The sequence below is a fragment of the Streptomyces poonensis genome, assembly GCF_014650915.1.
Lineage (GTDB): Bacteria > Actinomycetota > Actinomycetes > Streptomycetales > Streptomycetaceae > Streptomyces > Streptomyces poonensis.
In genome coordinates, this window is sequence record NZ_BMVW01000007.1 from 358,080 (window position 1) to 379,875 (window position 21,796).

The 21,796-nt window shown below is 71.9% G+C and carries 17 protein-coding genes; 13 read left to right on the forward strand and 4 right to left on the reverse strand.

Features of this window, described 5'->3' with window-relative positions:
* Positions 1-26: 26 nt before the first annotated feature.
* Complete coding sequence (locus IE242_RS20245) at positions 27-578, reverse strand: cysteine dioxygenase (protein WP_189861224.1); 552 nt, start codon at positions 576-578, stop codon at positions 27-29.
* 740 nt (positions 579-1,318) lie between these two features.
* Here IE242_RS20245 and IE242_RS20250 point away from each other — a divergent pair.
* From IE242_RS20250 to IE242_RS20260, 3 genes are all read left to right on the forward strand, one after another.
* A complete protein-coding gene (locus IE242_RS20250; RefSeq protein ID WP_003975777.1) occupies positions 1,319-1,582 on the forward strand; it encodes a WhiB family transcriptional regulator in 264 nt (87 codons plus the stop codon).
* A gap of 245 nt (positions 1,583-1,827) precedes the next feature.
* Positions 1,828-5,541: a glycosyltransferase gene (locus tag IE242_RS20255; RefSeq protein ID WP_189861226.1), complete on the forward strand. Its 3,714-nt coding sequence runs from the start codon at positions 1,828-1,830 to the stop codon at positions 5,539-5,541.
* Positions 5,538-7,034, forward strand: a complete 1,497-nt coding sequence (locus IE242_RS20260) for a DUF5719 family protein (protein ID WP_189861227.1) — start codon at positions 5,538-5,540, stop codon at positions 7,032-7,034. The genes IE242_RS20255 and IE242_RS20260 overlap by 4 nt, the downstream gene beginning before the upstream one ends.
* A 72-nt stretch (positions 7,035-7,106) precedes the next feature.
* Here the strand turns inward: IE242_RS20260 and IE242_RS20265 are convergent, their stop codons facing one another.
* On the reverse strand, positions 7,107-7,556 hold the full coding sequence (locus tag IE242_RS20265; protein WP_189861296.1) for a metallopeptidase family protein: 450 nt from the start codon (positions 7,554-7,556) through the stop codon (positions 7,107-7,109).
* 285 nt (positions 7,557-7,841) lie between these two features.
* Here IE242_RS20265 and IE242_RS20270 point away from each other — a divergent pair, with 285 nt between their 5' ends.
* The 7 genes from IE242_RS20270 to IE242_RS20300 all read left to right on the forward strand — a co-directional run bounded on the left by IE242_RS20270 (position 7,842) and on the right by IE242_RS20300 (position 15,805).
* Positions 7,842-8,264 (forward strand): DUF3499 domain-containing protein, encoded by a 423-nt coding sequence (locus tag IE242_RS20270; RefSeq protein ID WP_189861229.1) that lies wholly within the window; start codon positions 7,842-7,844, stop codon positions 8,262-8,264.
* Between the two features lie 200 nt (positions 8,265-8,464).
* On the forward strand, positions 8,465-10,081 hold the full coding sequence (locus tag IE242_RS20275) for an L-lactate permease (protein ID WP_189861230.1): 1,617 nt from the start codon (positions 8,465-8,467) through the stop codon (positions 10,079-10,081).
* Between the two features lie 114 nt (positions 10,082-10,195).
* The gene (locus IE242_RS20280; RefSeq protein WP_189861231.1) at positions 10,196-11,560 is read left to right on the forward strand and encodes a phosphomannomutase/phosphoglucomutase; all 1,365 of its coding nucleotides are present in this window, start codon (positions 10,196-10,198) and stop codon (positions 11,558-11,560) included.
* A 200-nt stretch (positions 11,561-11,760) separates the two neighbouring features.
* Positions 11,761-11,931 carry a Trm112 family protein gene (locus tag IE242_RS20285; protein WP_189217976.1) on the forward strand — a complete coding sequence of 57 codons (171 nt, stop codon included), beginning with the start codon at positions 11,761-11,763 and terminating at the stop codon, positions 11,929-11,931.
* Positions 11,932-12,139: 208 nt separating this feature from the next.
* Positions 12,140-13,267 (forward strand): SIS domain-containing protein, encoded by a 1,128-nt coding sequence (locus tag IE242_RS20290; protein ID WP_189861232.1) that lies wholly within the window; start codon positions 12,140-12,142, stop codon positions 13,265-13,267.
* A 261-nt stretch (positions 13,268-13,528) separates the two neighbouring features.
* Positions 13,529-14,680 carry a mannose-6-phosphate isomerase, class I gene (gene manA / locus IE242_RS20295; RefSeq protein ID WP_189861233.1) on the forward strand — a complete coding sequence of 384 codons (1,152 nt, stop codon included), beginning with the start codon at positions 13,529-13,531 and terminating at the stop codon, positions 14,678-14,680.
* 144 nt (positions 14,681-14,824) lie between these two features.
* Positions 14,825-15,805 (forward strand): cation diffusion facilitator family transporter, encoded by a 981-nt coding sequence (locus tag IE242_RS20300; RefSeq protein ID WP_189861234.1) that lies wholly within the window; start codon positions 14,825-14,827, stop codon positions 15,803-15,805.
* 73 nt (positions 15,806-15,878) lie between these two features.
* Here IE242_RS20300 and lepB read toward each other — a convergent pair whose 3' ends face one another.
* A complete protein-coding gene (gene lepB / locus IE242_RS20305; RefSeq protein WP_189861235.1) occupies positions 15,879-16,544 on the reverse strand; it encodes a signal peptidase I in 666 nt (221 codons plus the stop codon).
* 355 nt (positions 16,545-16,899) lie between these two features.
* On the opposite strand from lepB, the gene ahcY reads away from it, so the two are divergent.
* Both ahcY and IE242_RS20315 read left to right on the forward strand, forming a co-directional pair.
* Positions 16,900-18,357 carry an adenosylhomocysteinase gene (gene ahcY / locus IE242_RS20310; protein ID WP_189861236.1) on the forward strand — a complete coding sequence of 486 codons (1,458 nt, stop codon included), beginning with the start codon at positions 16,900-16,902 and terminating at the stop codon, positions 18,355-18,357.
* A 243-nt stretch (positions 18,358-18,600) separates the two neighbouring features.
* A complete protein-coding gene (locus IE242_RS20315; RefSeq protein WP_189861237.1) occupies positions 18,601-19,215 on the forward strand; it encodes a hypothetical protein in 615 nt (204 codons plus the stop codon).
* A gap of 67 nt (positions 19,216-19,282) precedes the next feature.
* Here the strand turns inward: IE242_RS20315 and IE242_RS20320 are convergent, their stop codons facing one another.
* Positions 19,283-20,269, reverse strand: a complete 987-nt coding sequence (locus tag IE242_RS20320) for an RDD family protein (RefSeq protein WP_189861239.1) — start codon at positions 20,267-20,269, stop codon at positions 19,283-19,285.
* A gap of 119 nt (positions 20,270-20,388) precedes the next feature.
* On the opposite strand from IE242_RS20320, the gene IE242_RS20325 reads away from it, so the two are divergent.
* Positions 20,389-21,396, forward strand: a complete 1,008-nt coding sequence (locus tag IE242_RS20325; protein WP_189861241.1) for a stage II sporulation protein M — start codon at positions 20,389-20,391, stop codon at positions 21,394-21,396.
* Positions 21,397-21,796: the final 400 nt, after the last annotated feature.

Genomic DNA, 21,796 nt, shown 5'->3' on the forward strand with positions numbered 1-21,796 from the left:
CGGGGTGCCGCCCCGGTGTCAGCAGGTCACCGGGAGTCCGCCGGGGCCTTGGGCGCCTGCGCCGAGCAGGCGGCGGACAGAAGTGTCTTTCCGGCCGAGCCGGCCGAAGCGAATCCGGGCCGGTGCATCGGCATCTCCGTCAGCCCCGGGTAGTAGATGTGCAGGCTGACCGCCGGTTCGAGGGCGTCGTTGACGACCTCGTGCGCGTACCCCGGAGCGAACACCCGCTGCGCCCCGGCGCGCAGCACGCGGACGCCCCGCTCGGTGCGCTCGGTCAGGACGCCGTCGAGGACGGTCAGTACGCCGGAGGAGCGGCCGTGGTCGTGGGGACCGCTGCCCTGGCCGGGCACCCAGGACAGCAGCCACACCTCGTAGCCGGGCCCCGTGCGCAGCCGGTGGTACCAGCGCGAGGTCGCGTCGTACCGGACGAGGTGCTCCCACTGGGCGCGGTCGGCCGCGACGGAGCGGGCGAGCCCGGCGAACTCGGCCACGGTGACCGGGTGCTCGCGCGGGGCCTGGAGGAGGTGCGGGACTTCGAGGATGTCGCCGGCGATCTGGAGGTCGCTGTCGCTGTTCATGGAGTGAGGTGGTCCCTCGGCAGCAGAGTCTGAGCGGAGTCTGGGAAGGCGGGGCGTCGTCGGCCGTGGCCCGGGTCATGGGCGCCGTGTACGGCCGAGCGGCCGGGACGTCAGCGGGGCGTCCGCCCCGTGTGCGACCGGGTGTACGACCGGACGAGGCCGGAGCCTCGGGTTCGGGAAGGCCGGAGCGGTGAGCTCAACAGCCGGAACAGCAACAGCTACAGCGAGCGCGGGCAGCACCGAGGGACCCGGCGGGGCGGGTCGGGGTGAGTGCCAAGTTCGCGAGCATGCCCACAAGGACAGCGGTTCACACCTCGGCTGTCAACTCGACCTCCTGTGGACGGGCCGTGTTTCACCTCATCCGGGCCACCGGTCAGATGAAAGGTTTGCTCACGGGGTTCCCGGGACACATGGCGTCCACCGGGCACAGAACCCCAGGCGAACGGCGGTCCAAACGTGATCATGATCGCTTCGGTGTTCATGCCGCAACGAGATCGAACCTGTGAGCGTCCTTGCTCGTACGTGGGGGAGGTGCGCTCGACGGCCCCGCCTGCTGTCAGGGTTTATGGTGATTTGAACACTTTCCGCTCGGCCTTGGTTCCGCAGAGTGAATAAGGGGCTCAATAGCAGATCTCGGCTTGACTCGCCCGTAGCAGCACACTTGTAATTTCACTCGTGTCGTTCAGCCGAAATCGGTACGGCAACACCACGGGGACGCGAAAGACAGACGAGGGGCGCACATGACCGAGCTCGTGCAGCAACTGCTGGTCGACGACGCGGACGAAGAACTCGGCTGGCAGGAGCGCGCGCTCTGCGCCCAGACCGATCCCGAGTCCTTCTTCCCCGAGAAGGGCGGCTCCACCAGGGAGGCCAAGAAGGTCTGCCTCGCCTGTGAGGTCCGCTCGGAGTGCCTGGAGTACGCGCTCGCCAACGACGAGCGGTTCGGCATCTGGGGCGGCCTGTCGGAGCGTGAGCGCCGCCGTCTCAAGAAGGCCGCCGTCTGAGACTCCGGAGCCGCCGTACGACAACGGGCGGAGCACCGGGAACCGGACAAGCACACACGCGCGCGTGCCGCCGACCAAACAGCACACACCCTTACGTAACGACCGGCCCGCCGCCCATGGGCAGTCCACAGGCGGCGGGCCGCTTGCTGCCCAGCCGTTAGTGTGGTCGCTCGTCCGAGACGTCCCGCTGTCCTCCCTGGACGCGGACGTCCACCGCAGTCCACCGAACCGGGGCCCGTACCTCGATGTCCGTGCACAGTCACACGGCAGCCCACCACGACGCTGCCACAGGGGTGTTCGACCCGACCCGCCAGGCGGCGTTCGGCCCGACCAGCCAGGCGCTGTCCGACCCGTCCCGCCCGCCCGAGTTCCCGCGCCACGTGGTCACCGCGGTGCTCGTCGCCCACGACGGCGCCCGCTGGCTGCCCGACGCGCTCGCCGGGCTGCTCGGCCAGGAGCGCCCGGTGCAGAACGCCGTGGCGGCCGACACCGGCAGCGGGGACGACTCCGCCCGGCTGCTCACCGAGGCCCTCGGCGACGACCGGGTCCTGCACCTCGCCCGGCGCACCGGCTTCGGCCAGGCCGTCGACGAGGCCAACCGCAACGCGGGCGTGCTCACCCCGGACGAACTGCCCTACCTCAAGCGCCCCAGCGGCTGGGACCCCGTCACCCGCACCTGGCGCGACGACGCCTACGACATGCCGGAGCTGCCGCACGGCGAGCCCGTGCAGTGGCTGTGGCTGCTGCACGACGACTGCGCCCCCGAACCGGAGGCGCTCGCCGAGCTGCTGAGGGTCGTCGAGAACGAGCACGAGCTCGGCCGGGACGACGTGGCCGTCGTCGGCCCCAAGCTGCGCGGCTGGTACGACCGCCGCCAGCTGCTGGAGGTCGGCGTCACCATCGCCAACTCCGGCCGCCGCTGGACCGGTCTGGACCGCCGTGAGCAGGACCAGGGGCAGCACGACCACGTACGGCCCACGCTCGCCGTGTCCACCGCGGGCATGCTGATCCGCCGCGACGTCTTCGAGGAACTCGGCGGCTTCGACCGGCGGCTGCCCCTGATGCGCGACGACATCGACCTGTGCTGGCGCGCCACGGCCGCCGGGCACCGCGTCCTCGTCGCCCCCGAGGCGGTCGTACGGCACGCCGAGGCGGCCTCCCGCGAGCGCCGCACCGTCGACTGCGTCGGCCGCAGCTCCGCCTCCCCGCACATGGTCGACAAGGCGGGCGCCGTCTACACCCTGCTCGTCAACACGCGCGCGGCGGCGCTGCCGTGGGTCCTGGTGCGGCTCGTGCTCGGCACCCTGCTGCGGACTCTCGCCTACCTCGTCGGCAAGGTCCCCGGACAGGCCGTCGACGAGATCCGCGGCCTCCTGGGCACCCTGCTGCGCCCGGAGCGCATCCTTGCGGGCCGCCGCAGGCGCGGCCGGCCGCAGCTCGACAAGGGCGAACTGCGCGCCCTGTTCCCGCCGCCCGGCGCCACCGTACGGGCCACCGTCGAGCAGGTCGCCGGCAACCTGGTGGGCCGCTCCGATCCCGAGTCCTCCGCAGCCGGACGGCACGGCGGCGCGGTCGAGTCCGGGCCCGGCGGCGACGACGCCGACTTCCTGGAGGTCGAGCAGTTCGCCCGGCTCAAGCGCCTCGCCCGCCGGCCCGGGCCCGTGCTCTTCGCCGTCCTGCTGCTGGTCTCGCTCGTCGCCTGCCGCAACCTGCTCGGCGGCGGCGCGCTGGCGGGCGGCGCGCTGCTGCCCGCGCCCGCCGACTCCGGCGAACTGTGGTCGCGCTACCTCGACTCCTGGCACACGGTCGGCGCGGGCGGAACGCAGTCCGCGCCGCCCTACCTCGCGCTCGTCGCCCTGCTCGCGTCGCTGCTGCTGGGCTCCACCGGAGCCGCGGTCACCGCGCTGCTGGTGGCCTCCGTGCCGCTCGCCGGCTTCACCGCGTACTTCGCCTCCCGGCCCCTCGTCAGCTCGCGGCTGCTGCGCGCGTGGGCGGCCGTCGCGTACGCCTTCCTGCCCGCCGTCACCGGTGCGCTCGCGGGCGGCCGCATCGGCACCGCCGTCCTCGCCGTCCTGCTGCCGCTCCTCGCGCGCGCGGGCATCACGGCCGCCGGGCTCGCGAACTCCTCGGGCGCGCGCGGCAGCTGGCGCGCCACCTGGGCGTACGCCCTGCTGCTGACCCTCACCACCGCGTTCACCCCGGTCGTGTGGCCGATAGCCCTGGTCCTCGGCCTCGGCGTACTCGTCCTGCGCCGCCGGGACGTCCCCGCCTACGGTCTGCGCTTCCTGGCCCAGCTCGGCACCCCGCTCCTCGTCCTCGCCCCCTGGTCGCTGACCCTGCTGCCGTCGGGCTTCTTCCAGGAGGCCGGCCTGGAGTACGGCACGGGCGCGGCCTCCGCCACCGACCTGCTCGGCACCTCCCCGGGCGGCCCCGGCACCGTCGACGGGCTGCTGCTCATCGGCATCGTGCTGGCGGCGCTGGCCGCCCTGCTGCGCTCGGAACGGCAGCTGTCCGTCCGCACGGCCTGGGTCGCCGCCCTCGTGGCGCTCGTCCTCGCGGTCCTGTCCAACGGCTCCGCCTGGGCCGGACCCGCCACCCTCGTCTACGGCCTCGCCCTGCTGGCCGCCGCCACGCTCGGTGCCGACGGGGCACGCGCGCGCGTGGCCGAGCAGAGCTTCGGCTGGCGCCAGCCGGTGGCCGCCCTCATCGCGCTCGCCGCGGCCGTCGGCCCGCTGCTGGCCGCCGCCGGCTGGATGGTCCGCGGCGCGGACGGGCCCCTGGAGCGGCGCGAGCCCGTGCAGGTGCCCGCGTTCGTCGCCGAGGAGAGCGGCACCCGCGACCAGCCCCGCACCCTGGTCCTCGACAGCGACTCCACCGCCGAGGTGGGCTACACCCTCGTCCGCGGCTCCGGCGCCCGCCTCGGCGACGCCGAGATCGCCGCGGCGGCCGGCGAGAACGAGCGGCTCGACAAGGTCGTCGCCAATCTCGTGGCGGGCTCCGGCGCCGACCAGGCCGACGAACTCGGCGGCTTCGCCGTCCGCTACGTCCTCGTCGACAAGGGCGCGCCCCGCGACGTCAGCCGCGTCCTGGACGCCACCCCCGGACTGAGCCGGCTCAGCCAGCAGGACGGCAGCGCCCTGTGGCGCGTGGACCGGCAGGTGGCCCGCGCCGTCGTCGTCCCCGCCTCCGGCGACCCGCAGCCCGTGGCGGCCGGCCCCGTCGAGATCCACACCACCCTGCCCGAGGGCGACGCGGGCCGCGTCCTGCGTCTCGCCGACACCGCGGACGAGGGCTGGACCGCCACCCTCGACGGCGAGCCGCTCACCCGCGTCACGGTCGACGGCTGGGCCCAGGGCTTCAAGCTGCCGTCGGGCGGCGGGAAGCTGGACGTCACTTTCGACGACCCGGTGAGCCACACCGGCTGGCTGTGGGCCCAGGGCGCGCTCGCCGTCGTCCTGGTGGTGCTCGCCCTGCCGGGCCGCCGCCGGGACGTCGACGACGACCTCCCCGAGGAGCCCGTCGTCCCCGCCCAGGACATCAGCGGTGACGGTCGCCGTGCCCGCCGGCTGCGCGCCCAGGCCGAGGCCGAACAGGCCGAGGCCGCGCAGACCGGCACCGGACAGACCGCCGACACACCCCCGCCCCCGGCCGAGGAGGCCCCGGTACCGGCCGCCGTCCCGCAGCAGCCGGCGTACGACGGGTGGGACACCCCGGGTTACCCGGGCACCGAGTACGGCACGTACGGGAACGACCCGTACCAGCAGCAGACCCAGCAGTACCCGGCGGGCGGCTACCAGCAGCCGTACCAGGCGGACCCCTACCAGGGCGGCCAGTACGACCCGTACGCCTACGGGGACCCGAACGGCTCGTACGGCGAGACGTACCACCAGGGTTACGACGCCACGTACGACCCGTCGCACGGCACCGACAGTGAGCGCCCCGAGGGAGGCCGGCAGTGAACCGCACCACCCTGTCCCTGATCGCCGGCGCGACCGCGCTCGCCGCCGTCACCGGCTTCGCCGCGCTCACCGCGCCCAACGGCTCCGGTGAGCCCGCCGCCAAGGCGGCCGCCCAGCTGCCCGTGGAACGCACGAGCCTCCTCTGCCCCCAGCCGAGCACCTCGGACGTCGCGGAGACCTCGTACACGTCCTTCACGCCCGTCACGAAGGGCACCGGGGACGGCGGGCAGGCCTCACTCGTGGCCGCGGGCGAGGAGGCGGCGGACGAAGACGGATCCGGCAGCGGCAAGAAGGGGAAGTCCGCGAAGCCCTTCCTGGCGGCCGAGGAGCCCGGCAAGCCGGTCACCGGCACCGCGGACGGCGAGTCGCCCGCCCTCATCGGCACCGCCGAGGGGAAGCACGCGCCCGGATGGACCGTCCAGCAGACCACCGAGGTCGACGCGGGCACGGGACGCGGTCTGCTCGGCGTCAACTGCTCCGCGCCGGACACCGACTTCTGGTTCCCCGGAGCCAGCACGGTCGTGGACCGCACCGACTACGTCCACCTGACCAACCCGGACGACTCGGCCGCCGTCGTCGACATCGAGCTGTACGGCAAGGACGGGGCCCTGAAGTCGACCGCGGGGGAGGGCATCACGGTCCGGCCGCGCTCCAGCGAGCCGGTCCTGCTGTCCACGCTCGCGGACGCGGCGGAGACGGACCTGACCGTGCACGTCAGCGTGCGCAGCGGACGCGTGGCGGCGGCCGTCCAGGCCCTGGACGACAAGCTGGGCGGCGACTGGCTGGCCCCGTCGGCCGATCCGGCGGGCAGCCTGGTCCTGCCGGGCGTCCCCGCGGACGCGAAGGAGGTGCGGCTGGTGGCCTTCGTACCGGGGGACACGGACGCCGACCTGCAGGTGCGGCTCGCCTCGCCCTCGGGTCTGATCACTCCCGCGGGCAACGAGACGCTGCACGTGAAGGCCGGCATGACGGCCGCGATCGACCTGGGTGACGTGACACGGGGTGAGGCCGGGTCACTGGTGCTGACGCCGACGGGCACGTCGGTGCCCGTGGTCGCCGCCGTGCGGGTGGTGCGCGGCAAGGGCGACAGCCAGGAGACGGCGTTCGTCCCGGCGAGCCGGCCGGTGGACACGCGCGCGTCGGTCGCGGACAACCGCTCCAAGGGCACCACACTCACCGTGACCGCCCCCGAGGACGCCGCCGAGGTCAAGGTCACCGCCTCCGCGGGCAGCGAGGGCGGCACGGCCGCGACGAAGACGTACAAGATCAAGGGCGGCACCAGCCAGCAGGTGGCCGTACCCGTCCCGAGCGGCCTGAAGGGCACGTACGCGCTGACGGTCGAGCCGGTCTCCGGGGGACCCGTCTACGCGTCCCGCATGCTGGAGGCGGGTACCGACGGGGGCACCGGATTCACCGTGCAGACGCTGCCGGACGACCGGGGAACGGTGGCTGTGCCGGAGGCGGAGCAGGATCTGTCGGTACTGCTTCGATAAGGGTCCGCTTCTGTACGGAACGGTCAGGGGTGGGCGCGAGTCCGCTCACGCCCACCCCTGACCGCATCAGGATCAGTCCTCGCCGTAGCGGGGATCCACCGTCTCCGGTGTGAGGCCCAGGAGTTCGGCGACCTGCTCCACCACGATCTCGTGCACCAGCGCGGCACGCTCGTCGCGGCCCTTGGTGCGGATCTCGACCGGGCGGCGGTAGACGACGACACGCGCGCGGCGGCCGTCCCGGGCCGGGACGGTGCCCCCGAGGGGCACCGCCTCGTCGTTCCAACTGCTGCCCGGGCCGTCCAGGCGCGGTACTTCGAGGACCAGGAAGTCGATGTCGGCCAGTTGCGGCCAGCGCCGCTCCAGGCGCTCGACGGAGTCCTGCACCAGATCCGCGAACGCCTCGGCGCGGCTTGCCGAAAGGGGCACCTGCGGCGGTGCGACAGGGCCGCGCATGCCCCTGCCGTGCCGGTCACGGCGGCGGGGTCCGGGCGCGGCGGGACCAGGCGGTACGGCGTTGTCCATCACCTGTGAAGGGTAGTCCTCGCGCGCGTCACGCGCCGGGCGCCCACGCGGTTCCCCAGGGAGGCCGTACGGCATGTCGCCCCATGACCATTCCAGCCAAGGTTGGGCTCGATTGCGCATCTCTCCAAGACCGTCGATCTCATGGCAATTGACAGAGTTTGCCAGGAAAAGTGATCAGCCCGGAGGGTGTTCGGCATTTCGGACAAGCGGCCCTGTGCTGGTCAGAAAGGCGCGCCGGAGGGGGTGTGTGGGGCGCTTCACAGTGCGACACGGTCGAGTGACCTGGTGGAGAGTCGTCGCGGCCCGCTCAAGAGTGCGGTACCGTCCAACGTCGTGAGCCCTGTACGTCGCTGTTCGCGCACCGCTTGCGGCCGACCCGCCGTAGCGACGCTGACGTACGTCTACGCCGACTCGACCGCGGTCCTCGGTCCGCTCGCCACCTACGCCGAACCCCACTGCTACGACCTGTGCGCCGAGCACTCCGAGCGCCTCACCGCGCCGCGCGGCTGGGAGGTCGTCCGGCTCCTCGACGGCTCGGCCCCCGCCCAGCCCAGTGGTGACGACCTGGAAGCGCTCGCCAACGCCGTGCGTGAGGCGGCCAAGCCGCAGCAGCGCGCCGCCGAGGCGGGTGACAACGCCCGCTCCGCCGACCCGATGGAGGTCGCGCGACGAGGGCATCTGCGAGTTCTGCGCTCACCGGACAACTGAGCGGCGCCTCCTCGCTCATAGGCAACCGCGCCTCTCGCACATCGGGCATGACGTTTCCTCACGCATCGGCCATGGCGTTTCCTCACGCGTCGACAACACCCGGACGCTGCACACGCATTGACGTGCCGTTGTCGCGGACACGACCATTCCGGTACGCGTGAGAAATCGCTTTCGCATGGCGGAACCGGGGAGGCAACCCGTTGTACGTCCAGGAACTCGAACCCGTGGCCGGATCGCTCGGCCTGTCCGCACTCGTCGCGACCCTGCCCCTCGTCATCGTCCTCGTCCTGCTGGGCGTGGTGCGTATGAAGGCCCATCTCGCGGGCCTGACCGGCCTCCTGGCGGCCGGGCTCGTCGCCTGGCTCGCCTACGGCATGCCCCTCGGTCAGACGCTCTCCGGCGCCGCCCAGGGGGCCGTCTTCGGGCTGTTCCCGATCATGTGGATCGTCGTCAACGCCCTGTGGGTGTACCGGATGACCGTCCGCACCCGGCACTTCGACATCCTGCGCCGCTCCTTCGGGCGCCTCTCCGACGACCCGCGCATCCAAGCGCTCGTCGTCGCCTTCTGCTTCGGCGCGCTCCTGGAGGCCCTCGCGGGCTTCGGCGCCCCGGTGGCCATCTCCGCGGTGATGCTCGTCGCCCTGGGCTTCGAACCGGTGCGCGCGGCCGTCATCGCGCTGGTCGCCAACACCGCGCCGGTCGCCTTCGGCGCGATGGGCACGCCCGTCGTCACCCTCGCCCAGGTCACCGAACTGCCCCTGGACACCGTGGCGTCCGTGGTGGGCCGCCAGACGCCGCTGCTGGCCCTCGTCGTCCCCCTCGTGCTCGTCTGGCTGGTCGACGGGCGGCGCGGGCTGCGCGAGACCTGGGTGCCCGCCCTTGCGTGCGGCACCGCCTTCGCCGTCGCCCAGTTCGTCGCCTCCAACTACGTCTCCGCGCAGCTCGCCGACATCGGCGCGGCCCTGCTGGGCGCCGCCGCCCTGGTCGCCGTGCCTCACGCGCGCAGGCCCGCCTCCGAGCCCGTACGCGCCGCCGTGCTGACCGGTGCGCGCAGCGAGGACCTGGACGAGGAGGACCCGCGCCGCGAGGTCGTCCGGGCCTACGCGCCGTACGTGCTGATCGTGGCGATCTTCTCGGTCGCGCAGATCCCCGCCGTGAAGGACTGGCTGGCCGGGGCGACCCGGACCTTCGACTGGCCTTTCCTGGATGTCGCCGGCCCCGACGGCGACCCGGTCGGCGCCAATGCCTTCACCTGGCCGATCGTGTCGACGGGCGGCACGCTCGTGCTCATCGCCGGCATCTGCACGGCGGCCGTCCTGGGGGTCCACGCGCGCGTGGCGGTCAAGGAGTGGGCGGCGACCGTGCACGAGCTGCGGTTCGCGATCCTCACCGTGACGTCCGTGCTCGCCCTCGCCTACGTCATGAACCTCTCCGGACAGGCCGCCACGATCGGCCACTTCGTCGCCGCGGCCGGAGCCGGACTGGCCTTCCTGTCCCCGGTCCTCGGCTGGTTCGGCGTCGCGGTCACGGGCTCGGACACCTCGGCCAACGCCCTCTTCGGTGCCCTCCAGGTGAGCGCGGCACAGCAGTCCGGACTGCCGCCCGAACTGCTCGCCGCCGCGAACAGCTCCGGCGGTGTACTCGGCAAGATGATCTCGCCGCAGAACCTGGCCATCGCGGTGGCGGCCGTGGGGCTCGCGGGCCGCGAGGGCGACCTGCTGCGCAAGGTGCTGCCGTGGAGCCTCGGGCTGTTGCTGGTGATGTGCCTGATCGTGGTGGGGCAGAGCACACCCGTACTGGAATGGATGCTTCCGTGAGCCCTGGGCGAACGCCGCCACACCCCGCGACGACGTCCTCAGTGGCGGCACAGCCCACTGTCGTCCCGGACGGGTAGTTTGGGGTGACCGATGAGGACTTCAGGAGGGTTGGCCGTGTCTGCTGATCTGTCGACGATCGTGAAGGCGTACGACGTGCGCGGGGTGGTCCCGGACCAGTGGGACGAGCCGCTGGCCGAGCTGTTCGGGGCGGCCTTCGCGCAGGTGACCGGGGCGGCCGCCATCGTGATCGGGTACGACATGCGGCCCTCCTCGCCCGGCCTGGCACGGGCGTTCGCGCGCGGGGCGGCGGCGCGCGGGGTCGACGTCACCGAGATCGGCCTGTGCTCGACCGACCAGCTCTACTACGCGTCGGGCGCGCTGAACCTGCCCGGCGCCATGTTCACGGCCTCCCACAACCCCGCCCAGTACAACGGCATCAAGATGTGCCGCGCGGGCGCCGCGCCCGTCGGCCAGGACACGGGCCTGGCCGAGATCCGCGAACTGGCCGAGCGGTGGAGCGGGTCCGGCGCCCCGGAGCCGGCCGCCACACCGGGAACCATCACGCAGCGCGACACGCTGAAGGACTACGCCAAGCACCTGCGCTCCCTGGTCGACCTGACGTCCATCCGGCCCCTGAAGGTCGTGGTCGACGCGGGCAACGGCATGGGCGGGCACACCGTGCCCACGGTCTTCGTCGACCTTCCCCTCGACCTGGTCCCGATGTACTTCGAGCTGGACGGCACGTTCCCCAACCACGAGGCCAACCCCCTCGACCCGGCGAACATCGTCGACCTCCAGGAGCACGTCCGCCAGGAGGGAGCCGACCTCGGCATCGCCTTCGACGGCGACGCGGACCGCTGCTTCGTGGTCGACGAGAAGGGCGACCCGGTCTCGCCGTCCGCGATCACCGCGCTCGTGGCCTCCCGCGAGCTGGCCAAGCACGGCGGCTCCGGCACGGTCATCCACAACCTGATCACGTCCTGGTCGGTCCCCGAGGTCGTCCGCGAGAACGGCGGCAACCCGGTCCGCACGCGCGTGGGCCACTCCTTCATCAAGGCCGAGATGGCGCGGACCGGCGCGATCTTCGGCGGGGAGCACTCCGCGCACTACTACTTCCGTGAGTTCTGGAACGCCGACACGGGCATGCTGGCCGCCCTCCACGTCCTGGCGGCCCTCGGCGAGCAGGAAGGCCCCCTGTCCGCCCTGGTCGCCCAGTACGACCGCTACGCGGGCTCCGGCGAGATCAACTCCACGGTCGACGACCAGAAGGCCCGTCTCGCCGCGCTCAAGGCCGCGTACGAGGGTCGCGACGACGTCCAGCTGGACGAACTGGACGGTCTGACGGTGACCTCGGCGGACTGGTGGTTCAACGTGCGCCCGTCCAACACCGAGCCCCTGCTGCGGCTGAACGCGGAGGCTTGCGACGAGGCGACGATGGCCAAGATCCGGGACGAGGCCCTGGCGGTCATCCGGGGCTGATGGCCCGACCGGGCGCCGGGGCTGAGGACCTGCCCCGGCGCCGGGCGGACGAGGAGGCGGCCACGGCGGAACCCGCGGGTCCCGCCGTAGCCATCCGTAGCCACGAGTCCCGGTCCCGCCGTACCCCTGTCCGCTCCGGCGCCCCGACCCCCGCGGCGGTACGCTGACCAGGCCGCATCCACAGTTCGGAAGGACACCTCATGCCGCTCGAAGCCGGCCTCCTGGAGATCCTCGCCTGCCCGGCGTGCCACGCCCCCCTCAAGGAGGAGGAGAACGAGCTGGTCTGCACGGGCCAGGACTGCGGCCTCGCCTACCCCGTCCGGGACGGCATCCCCGTACTGCTCGTCGACGAGGCCCGCCGTCCCGAGTGAGGCGCGCGTGCAAACGGGAAGGAGCGGGCGCGTGAAGGGGTACGTGTAGACCCACGACGTGTCACGCACGGCGTGCAAGCACGGCGTGGTCGTGTGCGTACGACGCGCGGGCTCGACGTGTCATGCACGCACACGAAGACGCGGGGACCCGGCGCGCGAAGAGGAACCCCGGCGACTAGAGCCACCCGGCGAACGGAGGCTGCCGTCCATGCTCGACGAATCGTTGCTCGACACCCCCGACGCCCTGGCGGAGGCGGACCGCCGCGGCCTGCTCCGCGGCGCCGCCGAGGCCGGCGCCCGGGTCCGTACCGCCGTCCGCCTCGCCGCCGAGGCCGGCATCCCCGACCTCAAGCCCGACGGCCGTCCCCGCGCCGTCCTCATCGCGGGCCCCGGCATCGCCTCCGCGGGCGTCGCCGACCTCCTCGGCTCGCTCGTGGGCGCCGGCTCCCCCGTGACCCGGCTGCACCCCACCGGTGTCGCCCCCGCCGCGGGCGCCCTGCGCTGGGAGCTCCCCGGCTGGACGGGCTCCCTCGACCTGCTCCTGGTCGCCACGTCCGACGGCACCGAGCCGGGCCTGACGCTCCTCGCCGAACAGGCCTACCGCCGCGGCTGCACGGTCGTCGCCGTCGCCCCCGCCGGGACCCCGGTCACCGAGGCGGTGGACGGCGCCCACGGCCTCTGCGTCCCCATGGCGACCGCTCCGTACGACCAGGACGAGCCGGCACCGGCCGCGGCGCCCGGTGTTCTGTGGGCGCTGCTCACCCCCCTGCTCGCGCTCCTCGACCGCACCGGCCTGATCAGCGCGCCCCCGGACGTCCTGCAGAAGGTCGCCGACCGCCTCGACCTCGTCGCCGAACGCTGCGGCCCGGCCATCGCCACGTACAGCAACCCGGCCAAGACCCTCGCCGCCGAACTCGCCGAGGCCCTGCCCCTCATCTGGACCGAGGGCCCCACCGCGGGCCCCGTGGGACGCCGGTTCGCCGCCGCGCTCGCCGAGCTGGCGGGCCGCCCCGCCCTCGACGCCCAGCTGCCGGAGGCGCTCGCCTCGCACATGGTCCTGCTGTCCGGCGCGCTGGCCGCGGGCGCCGACCCCGACGACTTCTTCCGCGACCGCGTCGATGACCCGGCCACCCTCCACGCGCGCGTGGTGCTGCTGCGTGACCGGCCCGCCGGCGGCCTCAGCGCGGCTCCGGCCGCCCGCGAACTGGCCCTCGGCCACGACACCGCGATCAGCGAACTGGAACCCGAGGAGGGCGGCCACCTGGAGACTCTCGCGGAACTGATCGCCGTCACGGATTTCGCCGCCGTTTACCTGGCGCTCGCTTCCGGGGCCTGATCTGTATCCCGGCCCCGGGCTCTCCGGCCCGGAGCCGGACAGAACCGGCGCACGTCCGGAGCCCGACCGACGCACGGTCGGTACGCGCGGCGCACGGTCGGTACCCGCGGCGCACGACCGGGCCGCGTCAGGCACACGACCGGCGCGCGTACTGGCCGCGCACTGATCGACGCACCAGACATACCAGTCGCACCAGACGCACCAACCCAAGGGCGCGTACGACGCCGCGGCCCACCGACCACAGAGCGAGAAAGACACACCATGGACCGCCTCGAGAACACGATCCGCCCCTACGCCTGGGGCTCGACCACCGCGATCCCCCGCCTGCGCGGCGTGGAGCCGACCGGCGAGCCGCAGGCGGAGATGTGGATGGGCGCCCACCCGGGCGCTCCCTCGCGCACGCCGCGCGGACCCCTCGACGAGGTGATCGACAAGGCCCCGGAACATGAGCTGGGCTCCCGGACGGTCGCGAAGTTCGGCCCCCGCCTCCCCTTCCTGCTCAAGATCCTCGCCGCCGGCGCCCCCCTCTCCCTCCAGGTGCACCCCGACCTCGCCCAGGCCAAGGAGGGGTACGAGGACGAGGAGCGCCGCGGCATCCCGGTCGACGCGCCCCACCGCAACTACAAGGACGCCAGCCACAAGCCCGAACTCATCTGCGCCCTCACCGAGTTCGACGGCCTGTGCGGCTTCCGGAGGCCCGAGGAGGCCGCCGCCCTGCTGGGCGCCCTCGACGTCGACTCCCTCAAGCCGTACGTGGACCTGCTGCGGGCCCACCCCGAGGAGGCGGCGCTGCGCGAGGTGCTGACGGCCGTGCTGTCCGCCGACCCCGAGGAGATGGCCCGTACGGTCGCCGAGGCGGCGGACGCCTGCGAGCGCCTCGGCGGCGCCCACGCCCCGTACGCCGGCATCGCCCGCCACTACCCCGGTGACCCCGGCGTCATCGCCGCGATGCTGCTGAACCACGTCCGGCTCCAGCCCGGCGAGGCCCTGTTCCTCGGCGCGGGCGTTCCGCACGCCTATCTCGACGGCCTGGGTGTCGAGATCATGGCCAACTCGGACAACGTCCTGCGCTGCGGCCTGACCCCCAAGCACGTCGACGTCCCCGAACTGCTGCGCATCGTCCGCTTCGAGGCCGGCGACCCCGGCGTCCTGCGCCCGGAGGCCTCGCCCGACGGCGAAGAGGTCTACGAGACGCCCATGGACGAGTTCCGTCTCTCCCGCTACGTCCGCGCCGAAGGCGCACCCGCCCACGACCTCACGCGCGCGACCCCGCAGATCCTGCTGTGCACGGCGGGCTCCGTACGGACCGGCGAGCAGGACCTCGCCCCCGGCGAGTCCGTCTTCGTCCCGGCGGGCGAAAAGGCCGAAGTCACCGGAACCGGCACGTTCTTCCGCGCGACGGTGGTGGCCTGATGGAGCGACACGACATCTGACAGCTCCTGATCGGCCACCTGGGACGCCATTGTCAGGCCGGGCTGCAACAATGCCCCTCGCACACGGCGGGCAACGCCCGGCCTACAACGGACAGAAGCACAGCTGAAGGGACATCACGGACTTATGAGTGCGTCAGGCGGCACCAAGGCGATCGTGGCGGCACTCGCCGCCAACCTCGCGATCGCGGTATCCAAGTTCGTGGCGTTCCTCTTCAGCGGGTCGTCCTCGATGCTCGCGGAGTCGGTGCACTCGCTCGCCGACTCCGGCAACCAGTTCCTGCTCCTCCTCGGCGGCAAGAAGGCCCAGCGCGAGGCGACCCCGCAGCACCCGTTCGGCTACGGCCGCGAGCGCTACATCTACGCCTTCCTCGTCTCCATCGTCCTGTTCTCGGTCGGCGGCATGTTCGCCATCTACGAGGGCTACGAGAAGATCCACGATCCGCACGAGATCGAGCACTGGTACTGGCCGGTCGGCGTCCTCGTCTTCGCGATCATCGCGGAGTCCTTCTCCTTCCGCACCGCCATCAAGGAGTCGAACCACCTCCGCGGCAAGAAGTCCTGGAAGGACTTCGTCCGCCACGCCAAGGCGCCCGAGCTGCCGGTCGTCCTCCTGGAGGACCTCGGCGCCCTCGTCGGCCTGGTCCTCGCCCTCGGCGGCGTCGGCCTCGCCCTGGCCACCGGCAACGGCGTTTGGGACGGCATCGGCACCCTCTGCATCGGCGTCCTGCTCATCCTGATCGCGATCGTCCTGGCCGTCGAGACCAAGTCGCTCCTGCTGGGCGAGGCCGCGGGCATCGAGGAGGTCAAGAAGATCGAGGCCGCCGTCGTCGACGGGGCCACCGTCACCGGCATCATCCACATGCGCACGCTGCACCTCGGCCCCGAGGAGCTCCTGATCGCCGCCAAGATCGCCGTCAAGCACGACGACACGGCCGCCGAGGTCGCCTCCGCCATCGACGCCGCCGAGGCCCGCATCCGCGAGGCGGTCCCGATCGCCCGCGTGATCTACCTCGAACCGGACATCTACAGCGAGGCCGCCGCAGCGAAGGGCCCGGACCGTGAGGCCACCCCCGGCGGACCGGCGCAGCACTCCGCCGACCACTGACGTACGACCGACCACTGACGTACGACCCCACGGGGCCCGCCGCACACGATGCGGCGGGCCCCGTCGTCCGTGGTCAGGCCTGCACCGGCCACGGCGGCACGGGAGCCCGCCTGCGTCGCCGCAGCACCGCCGCGGCGATACCGAGGCCCAGCCCGGTGAGCGCGACGACCACGCCGAACAGCGCGGACACGAAGAGAGCCACGGGCACCGACCAGTCGTCCGTCACCCGTCCCCGTACCGCGCTCAGGGGCACCGTCCCGTCGTGGTCCTCCTCGAAGAACCGCGAGTCCCTCGAATTCACCCGGTGGTCGCCGAGCAGGAACAGCCGCCCCTCGGGCACCGTCACGTCGTACGGCCGCACGCCGTCGGCGACACCGTCCGCCACATACGGCTCGTCGAGCGGCCTGTCATTGACGGTGAGGCGCTCTCCGGCGCCCTCGCCCGTGCAGCACACGACATGATCGCCACCCACCCCGATGACGCGCTGCATGGTGTACACACCGGGGCCGTAGCGTTCCGGCGCCTCGAACAGCACCACGTCACCCCGGCCGACCTCGTCCCCGCCGCCCTCCTCGAAGACCACCACGTCTCCCGCGGTGTAGGTGGGCGACATGCTGTCGCTCGAAACCGTGGTCGCCTGATACCCCGCCCGTGCGCCCCAGAAGCCCCCGATCGCCAGCAGCAGCCCCAACGGACCCAGCACCCACGCTGCGACCGCGAGTTTGCGCCCCCCACTCATGGCATGTCCCTTCCCTTACGTGTCTGTCGGCGGCGAAGGCTAGCGCGTACCGCCGACAACCCGGCGCGCCGACGGGGAGCCGGCCTCCGACGTGCCTCACCCACCGTTCCCGGCCCGATGCGTCGGCAGGCGGACTGGGGACGACCGGGGCCGCCGGTGTAGCTTGGGAGGGAGCCAGACGTCGCTGCTGATGGCGGTCGGGCGGCCCACGACGGGCCGGCCGAGGGAGAGAGGGCCTCCGACGGACTGCGCTGCGCGTACGCGGGCATGCCTGTGTCCTCCTGGGGCACCCCTGTGTCCGCCGCCGCGCAGATCAGCCCTACCCACCTCGACCAACCCCGAGGAGCAGCTCGCAATGACGACTGTCGACAACCGGCAGGACTTCAAGGTCGCCGACCTCTCCCTGGCCGAGTTCGGCCGCAAGGAGATCACCCTCGCCGAGCACGAGATGCCCGGCCTGATGGCGATCCGCAAGGAGTACGCCGAGGCGCAGCCCCTCGCGGGCGCCCGCGTCACCGGCTCCCTGCACATGACCGTGCAGACCGCCGTCCTCATCGAGACCCTGACCGCCCTCGGCGCGCAGGTGCGCTGGGCGTCCTGCAACATCTTCTCCACCCAGGACCACGCGGCCGCCGCCATCGCCGTCGGCCCGAACGGCACCCCGGACAACCCCCAGGGCGTCCCGGTCTTCGCCTGGAAGGGCGAGACCCTGGAGGAGTACTGGTGGTGCACGGAGCAGGCGCTGACCTGGCCGGACAGCCCCACCGGCGGCCCGAACATGATCCTCGACGACGGCGGCGACGCCACCCTCCTCGTCCACAAGGGCGTCGAGTACGAGAAGGACGGCAAGGTCCCGGGCCTGGAGACCGCCGAGTCCGACGAGCACCGCGTCATCCTCGAACTCCTGCACCGCACCATCACGGACGGCTCGCAGAAGTGGACCCAGCTGGCGTCCGAGATCCGCGGCGTCACCGAGGAGACCACGACCGGCGTCCACCGCCTGTACGAGATGCAGCGCGACGGCGTGCTCCTGTTCCCGGCGATCAACGTGAACGACGCCGTCACCAAGTCGAAGTTCGACAACAAGTACGGCTGCCGCCACTCCCTGATCGACGGCATCAACCGCGCCACCGATGTCCTGATCGGCGGCAAGACCGCGGTCGTCTGCGGCTACGGCGACGTGGGCAAGGGCTGCGCGGAGTCCCTGCGTGGCCAGGGCGCCCGCGTCATCGTCACCGAGATCGACCCGATCTGCGCGCTCCAGGCGGCCATGGACGGCTACCAGGTCACCACGCTCGACGAGGTGATCGACAAGGCCGACATCTTCGTCACCACGACGGGCAACAAGGACATCATCATGGCCTCGGACATGGCCAAGATGAAGCACCAGGCGATCGTCGGCAACATCGGTCACTTCGACAACGAGATCGACATGGCCGGCCTCGCCAAGATCCCGGGCATCGTCAAGGACGAGGTCAAGCCGCAGGTCCACACCTGGACCTTCCCCGACGGCAAGGTGATCATCGTTCTCTCCGAGGGCCGCCTGCTGAACCTGGGCAACGCCACCGGTCACCCGTCGTTCGTGATGTCCAACTCGTTCGCGGACCAGACCCTGGCCCAGATCGAGCTGTTCACCAAGCCCGACGCGTACCCGACCGGCGTGTACACGCTGCCCAAGCACCTCGACGAGAAGGTCGCCCGCCTGCACCTCGACGCGCTCGGCGTGAAGCTCACGACGCTGCGCCCGGAGCAGGCCGCGTACATCGGCGTCGAGGTCGAGGGTCCGTACAAGCCCGACCACTACCGCTACTGAACAGCGCTACGGAGCCGAAACCGCCCACCATCGCAGTGATGCCTGCACGCTACGCAGCCACCATTGCGAGCACCCGGTGAGCGCGCCCGTGCACTGACGTACTCAGCAGCAGCTCCGGACAGGCCCCCGCACCCCCGTGCCGGGGGCCTGTCCCATCGGCCGACCGCGCATGCCGTACCGGCACTCACTGCCCGACGAGCCTGCGGCCTGGGCCGGACCAGCCCTTCACAATCCAGGACCCCCATGCCCCGCGGCCGATATTCGCTCCACGACCCCCACGATCACACCCCTGTCGCCGACGAGCACTTCCACTGCGCACCCGGCCCCTCGGGCTGGCGCTATGTCTCCCAGCTGACCACCCCCTCCGGCGACCACGCCGGCTCCGTCGACCTCGCCCTCGACGACCTCGGCCGCCCCATCCGACTCGAACTCCACGCCGCGAGCTGGCAGGTCCGCGGCGCCGCACTCGACGGCGTCACCTGGGTCCGCACCGACCCCACCGGCACCTACGCCACCGAAGGCAATGTCCGCGCCCATGCCTTCACCGGCACGTCTCCGGCGTTCCTGATCGCCACCGCTCGTCTGCTGCGCCTCACCGTCCCCGCCTCCGCGACCCGCGTACGCCTCGTCGCCCTCACGGACCCGGTCCTCGCCCCGCGCACCGTGGACCAGTCCTGGACCTTGCTGGACAGCGAAGCACACGCCACTGACAACGGCCCCCTGACCGTGGACGCATACCAGGTCACAGCCCTGGACACAGGCGAGCAGCACACCGTTCACATTTCCGGCGACGTGGTCCTGGCGGCACCCGGCATCGAGCTGGAGGACCTGGACTCGCCGCCTTCAACGTTCCGCTGAAGCCGAAGCCGAAGCGGCAAGAGACAAGAGGCACGGGCAGGCAGAGCGCTGCCCTGGCACCCCTGCTTCACGCCGGCGGTACGAATCCCGTGGCCGGACGGTCGGACTGCTCGGCCGACTCGTTCCTCACCGGCCCGTCCTGAGAGTCCGCTCCAGGACGCCCCTTCGCGAGGTCGGGACCGGCCACCCCCATGTCCACAGGCTGCTCTGGCCTCTGCATCGCGGCGCCACCCCGCTCCGCGCCACCCCAGACCGGGCCACCTGCCGACGTACCAGCCTGCGCATCGACCACGCTGCTCGTGCCGTGCTCCCGGAATGCTCGCCGAGCCTCCCGCGCCTGCCGCTCGTGGAGCACGGCAGCCAAGTAAGCAGCAGCCGGCACCCCCTCCGGCGCCGGGGACCCGGTGCGTGCGACGAGGTCGGAGGCGAGGCGGGCCGCCATCGCCTGCCCGACCTGCGGATCCAGTTGCTGCATGCGTGTCAGGTACTGGCGGACGGCCAACCAGAGTCCGTCCGGGACCGCCGACAGGTCGAGTGCGGAGAACCGCCCCGCCAGCCAGTACGGCGGCGGAGGCACAAAGTTCCCCTGCCCGGTCGGCACCCGCTCCCGTACCACCAGCGTCCCCGCGAACACGTCACCCAGCCTGCGCCCCCGAGCCGACACAAGGGAGGCGATGCACGCGACGACACCGAACGTCATGAGGATTTCGACGATCCCCACAGCACCGCGTACCAGTGCGTGCCGGAACCGGATGGGCCCTCCGTCGTCCCGCACCACCCGCAGCCCGAACGCCAGCTTCCCCAAGGACCGCCCATGGCTGAGCGTCTCCACCGCGATCGGTCCGCCCACCAGTACCAACAGGAAGGTTGCGATCGATATCGCGACCTGCGCCGCCTCGTCCAGACCGGCCGTCGCCGCGACCAGGACCATGGTCACGACGAGGTACCCGATCATGGCCACGATCAGATCGAGCACCACGGCGAGCGCCCGGCTCGGCAGCTTCGCGGGGCGCAGCTCCAGCGCCACCGCCTCGCCAGTCACTAGCTCACTCACGTGCCCGTCCCTTCCCCTGACCTGCCCTGAGCACGGCCAGTCTGCCAAGCTGAGGGCACATCGCGCCGCAGTACGACAAGCTGACACGCAGTACGAGAGGACGAGGAGCAGCAAACCCCATGGACCTCGACGTCTACGTGTCCGCCCACCGCGCGGAGTGGGACCGCCTCGACGCCCTGCTGCGCCGTCGGCGCCGGCTGAACGGCGCAGAGGTCGACGAACTCGTCGCCCTCTACCAGCGCACCGCCACGCATCTCTCCGTGATCCAGTCCAGCGCCCCGGACCCGCAGCTCACCGGGCGCCTCAGCCAACTGCTGGCACGCGCGCGCAGCGCAGTGACAGGTACCCGCCGCGCCTCCTGGCGCGATGTGACCCGTTTCCTCGCCCACGGCTTCCCTGCCGCCGTCTACCGCTCACGCCACTGGTGGATACCCACCGCGCTCCTGTCCACGGTGGTTGCCGTACTCCTGGGCTGGTGGATCGGCACCCACCCGGAGGTCCAGTCCTCGATAGCGGCCCCCGAGCAACTGCGTGAGCTGACCCGCCCGGGCGGCGAGTACGAGACGTACTACTCCAGCCACCCGGCCGCATCCTTCGCGGCGCAGGTGTGGACGAACAACGCCCAGGCCGCGGCCATGTGCCTGGTGCTGGGCATCTTCCTCGGCCTCCCGGTCCTCTGGATCCTTCTCCTCAACATGCTGAACCTGGGTATGGGCATCGGCTTGATGTCTTCGGCAGGCAGACTCGACGTCTTCCTGGGGCTCATCCTTCCGCACGGCCTTCTGGAACTGACCGCCGTCTTCGTGGCCGCCGGGACGGGCCTGAGACTCGGCTGGACCCTCATCGACCCGGGCCCTCGTACCCGCCGTGCCGCGCTCGCCGAGGAAGGCAGAGCCGCGCTGGGCATGGCGATAGGCCTGGCCCTGATCCTCTTCATCTCCGGAGCGATCGAAGGCTTCGTGACCCCTTCCGGGCTGCCGACCTGGGCACGCATCGGCATCGGCATCGCAGCGGAGCTGGCCTTTCTCGCGTACGTCTACGTCCTGGGCGGACGTGCGGCCCGGGCCGGCGGCATCGGCGACCTCGAGGAACCCGAGCGGAGCGCCGCCGTCCCGACGGCGGCCTGAGCACGTTCGACTGACCGTCGGCCGCACGTCCACCACCGGATGTGCAAGCACCTGCGCCGAGCTGTTAACCTCTTCTTCGCCCCGCAAGGACTGTTGACACAGGCCGAGTGGGGAGGTAGATTCGAACAGTTGCCTAGAGGGGACCTCCCCGGCTGGCAGCAGCGAGTGTCTATCCGCTTCTCGCAGCGTCGATAAATCGATGACGATGAAGCCCCGATGATTCAGTAACGGACGACCGGTCAATCCGATCCAAACGTTCTGATAAAGTCGGAACCGCCGAAAAGAGAAACGCGAAAGCGTAGATCTGAGAAGCGTGCCGAAAGGCAAAGCCCGCCGACTGGGAATCAGGCCCGAAAGGATCTGATAGAGTCGGAACCGCCGGAAAGGGAAACGCGAGAGC

Excerpts from the sequence above, each read along its gene's own strand:
- IE242_RS20250 (WP_003975777.1), top strand. The coding sequence starts at position 1,319 with ATGACCGAGCTCGTGCAGCAACTGCTGGTCGACGACGCGGACGAAGAA.
- IE242_RS20265 (WP_189861296.1), bottom strand. The coding sequence starts at position 7,556 with ATGGACAACGCCGTACCGCCTGGTCCCGCCGCGCCCGGACCCCGCCGC.
- IE242_RS20300 (WP_189861234.1), top strand. The coding sequence starts at position 14,825 with ATGAGTGCGTCAGGCGGCACCAAGGCGATCGTGGCGGCACTCGCCGCC.
- IE242_RS20245 (WP_189861224.1), bottom strand. The coding sequence starts at position 578 with ATGAACAGCGACAGCGACCTCCAGATCGCCGGCGACATCCTCGAAGTC.
- IE242_RS20255 (WP_189861226.1), top strand. The coding sequence starts at position 1,828 with ATGTCCGTGCACAGTCACACGGCAGCCCACCACGACGCTGCCACAGGG.
- IE242_RS20315 (WP_189861237.1), top strand. The coding sequence starts at position 18,601 with ATGCCCCGCGGCCGATATTCGCTCCACGACCCCCACGATCACACCCCT.
- IE242_RS20290 (WP_189861232.1), top strand. The coding sequence starts at position 12,140 with ATGCTCGACGAATCGTTGCTCGACACCCCCGACGCCCTGGCGGAGGCG.
- ahcY (WP_189861236.1), top strand. The coding sequence starts at position 16,900 with ATGACGACTGTCGACAACCGGCAGGACTTCAAGGTCGCCGACCTCTCC.
- IE242_RS20285 (WP_189217976.1), top strand. The coding sequence starts at position 11,761 with ATGCCGCTCGAAGCCGGCCTCCTGGAGATCCTCGCCTGCCCGGCGTGC.
- IE242_RS20325 (WP_189861241.1), top strand. The coding sequence starts at position 20,389 with ATGGACCTCGACGTCTACGTGTCCGCCCACCGCGCGGAGTGGGACCGC.
- manA (WP_189861233.1), top strand. The coding sequence starts at position 13,529 with ATGGACCGCCTCGAGAACACGATCCGCCCCTACGCCTGGGGCTCGACC.
- lepB (WP_189861235.1), bottom strand. The coding sequence starts at position 16,544 with ATGAGTGGGGGGCGCAAACTCGCGGTCGCAGCGTGGGTGCTGGGTCCG.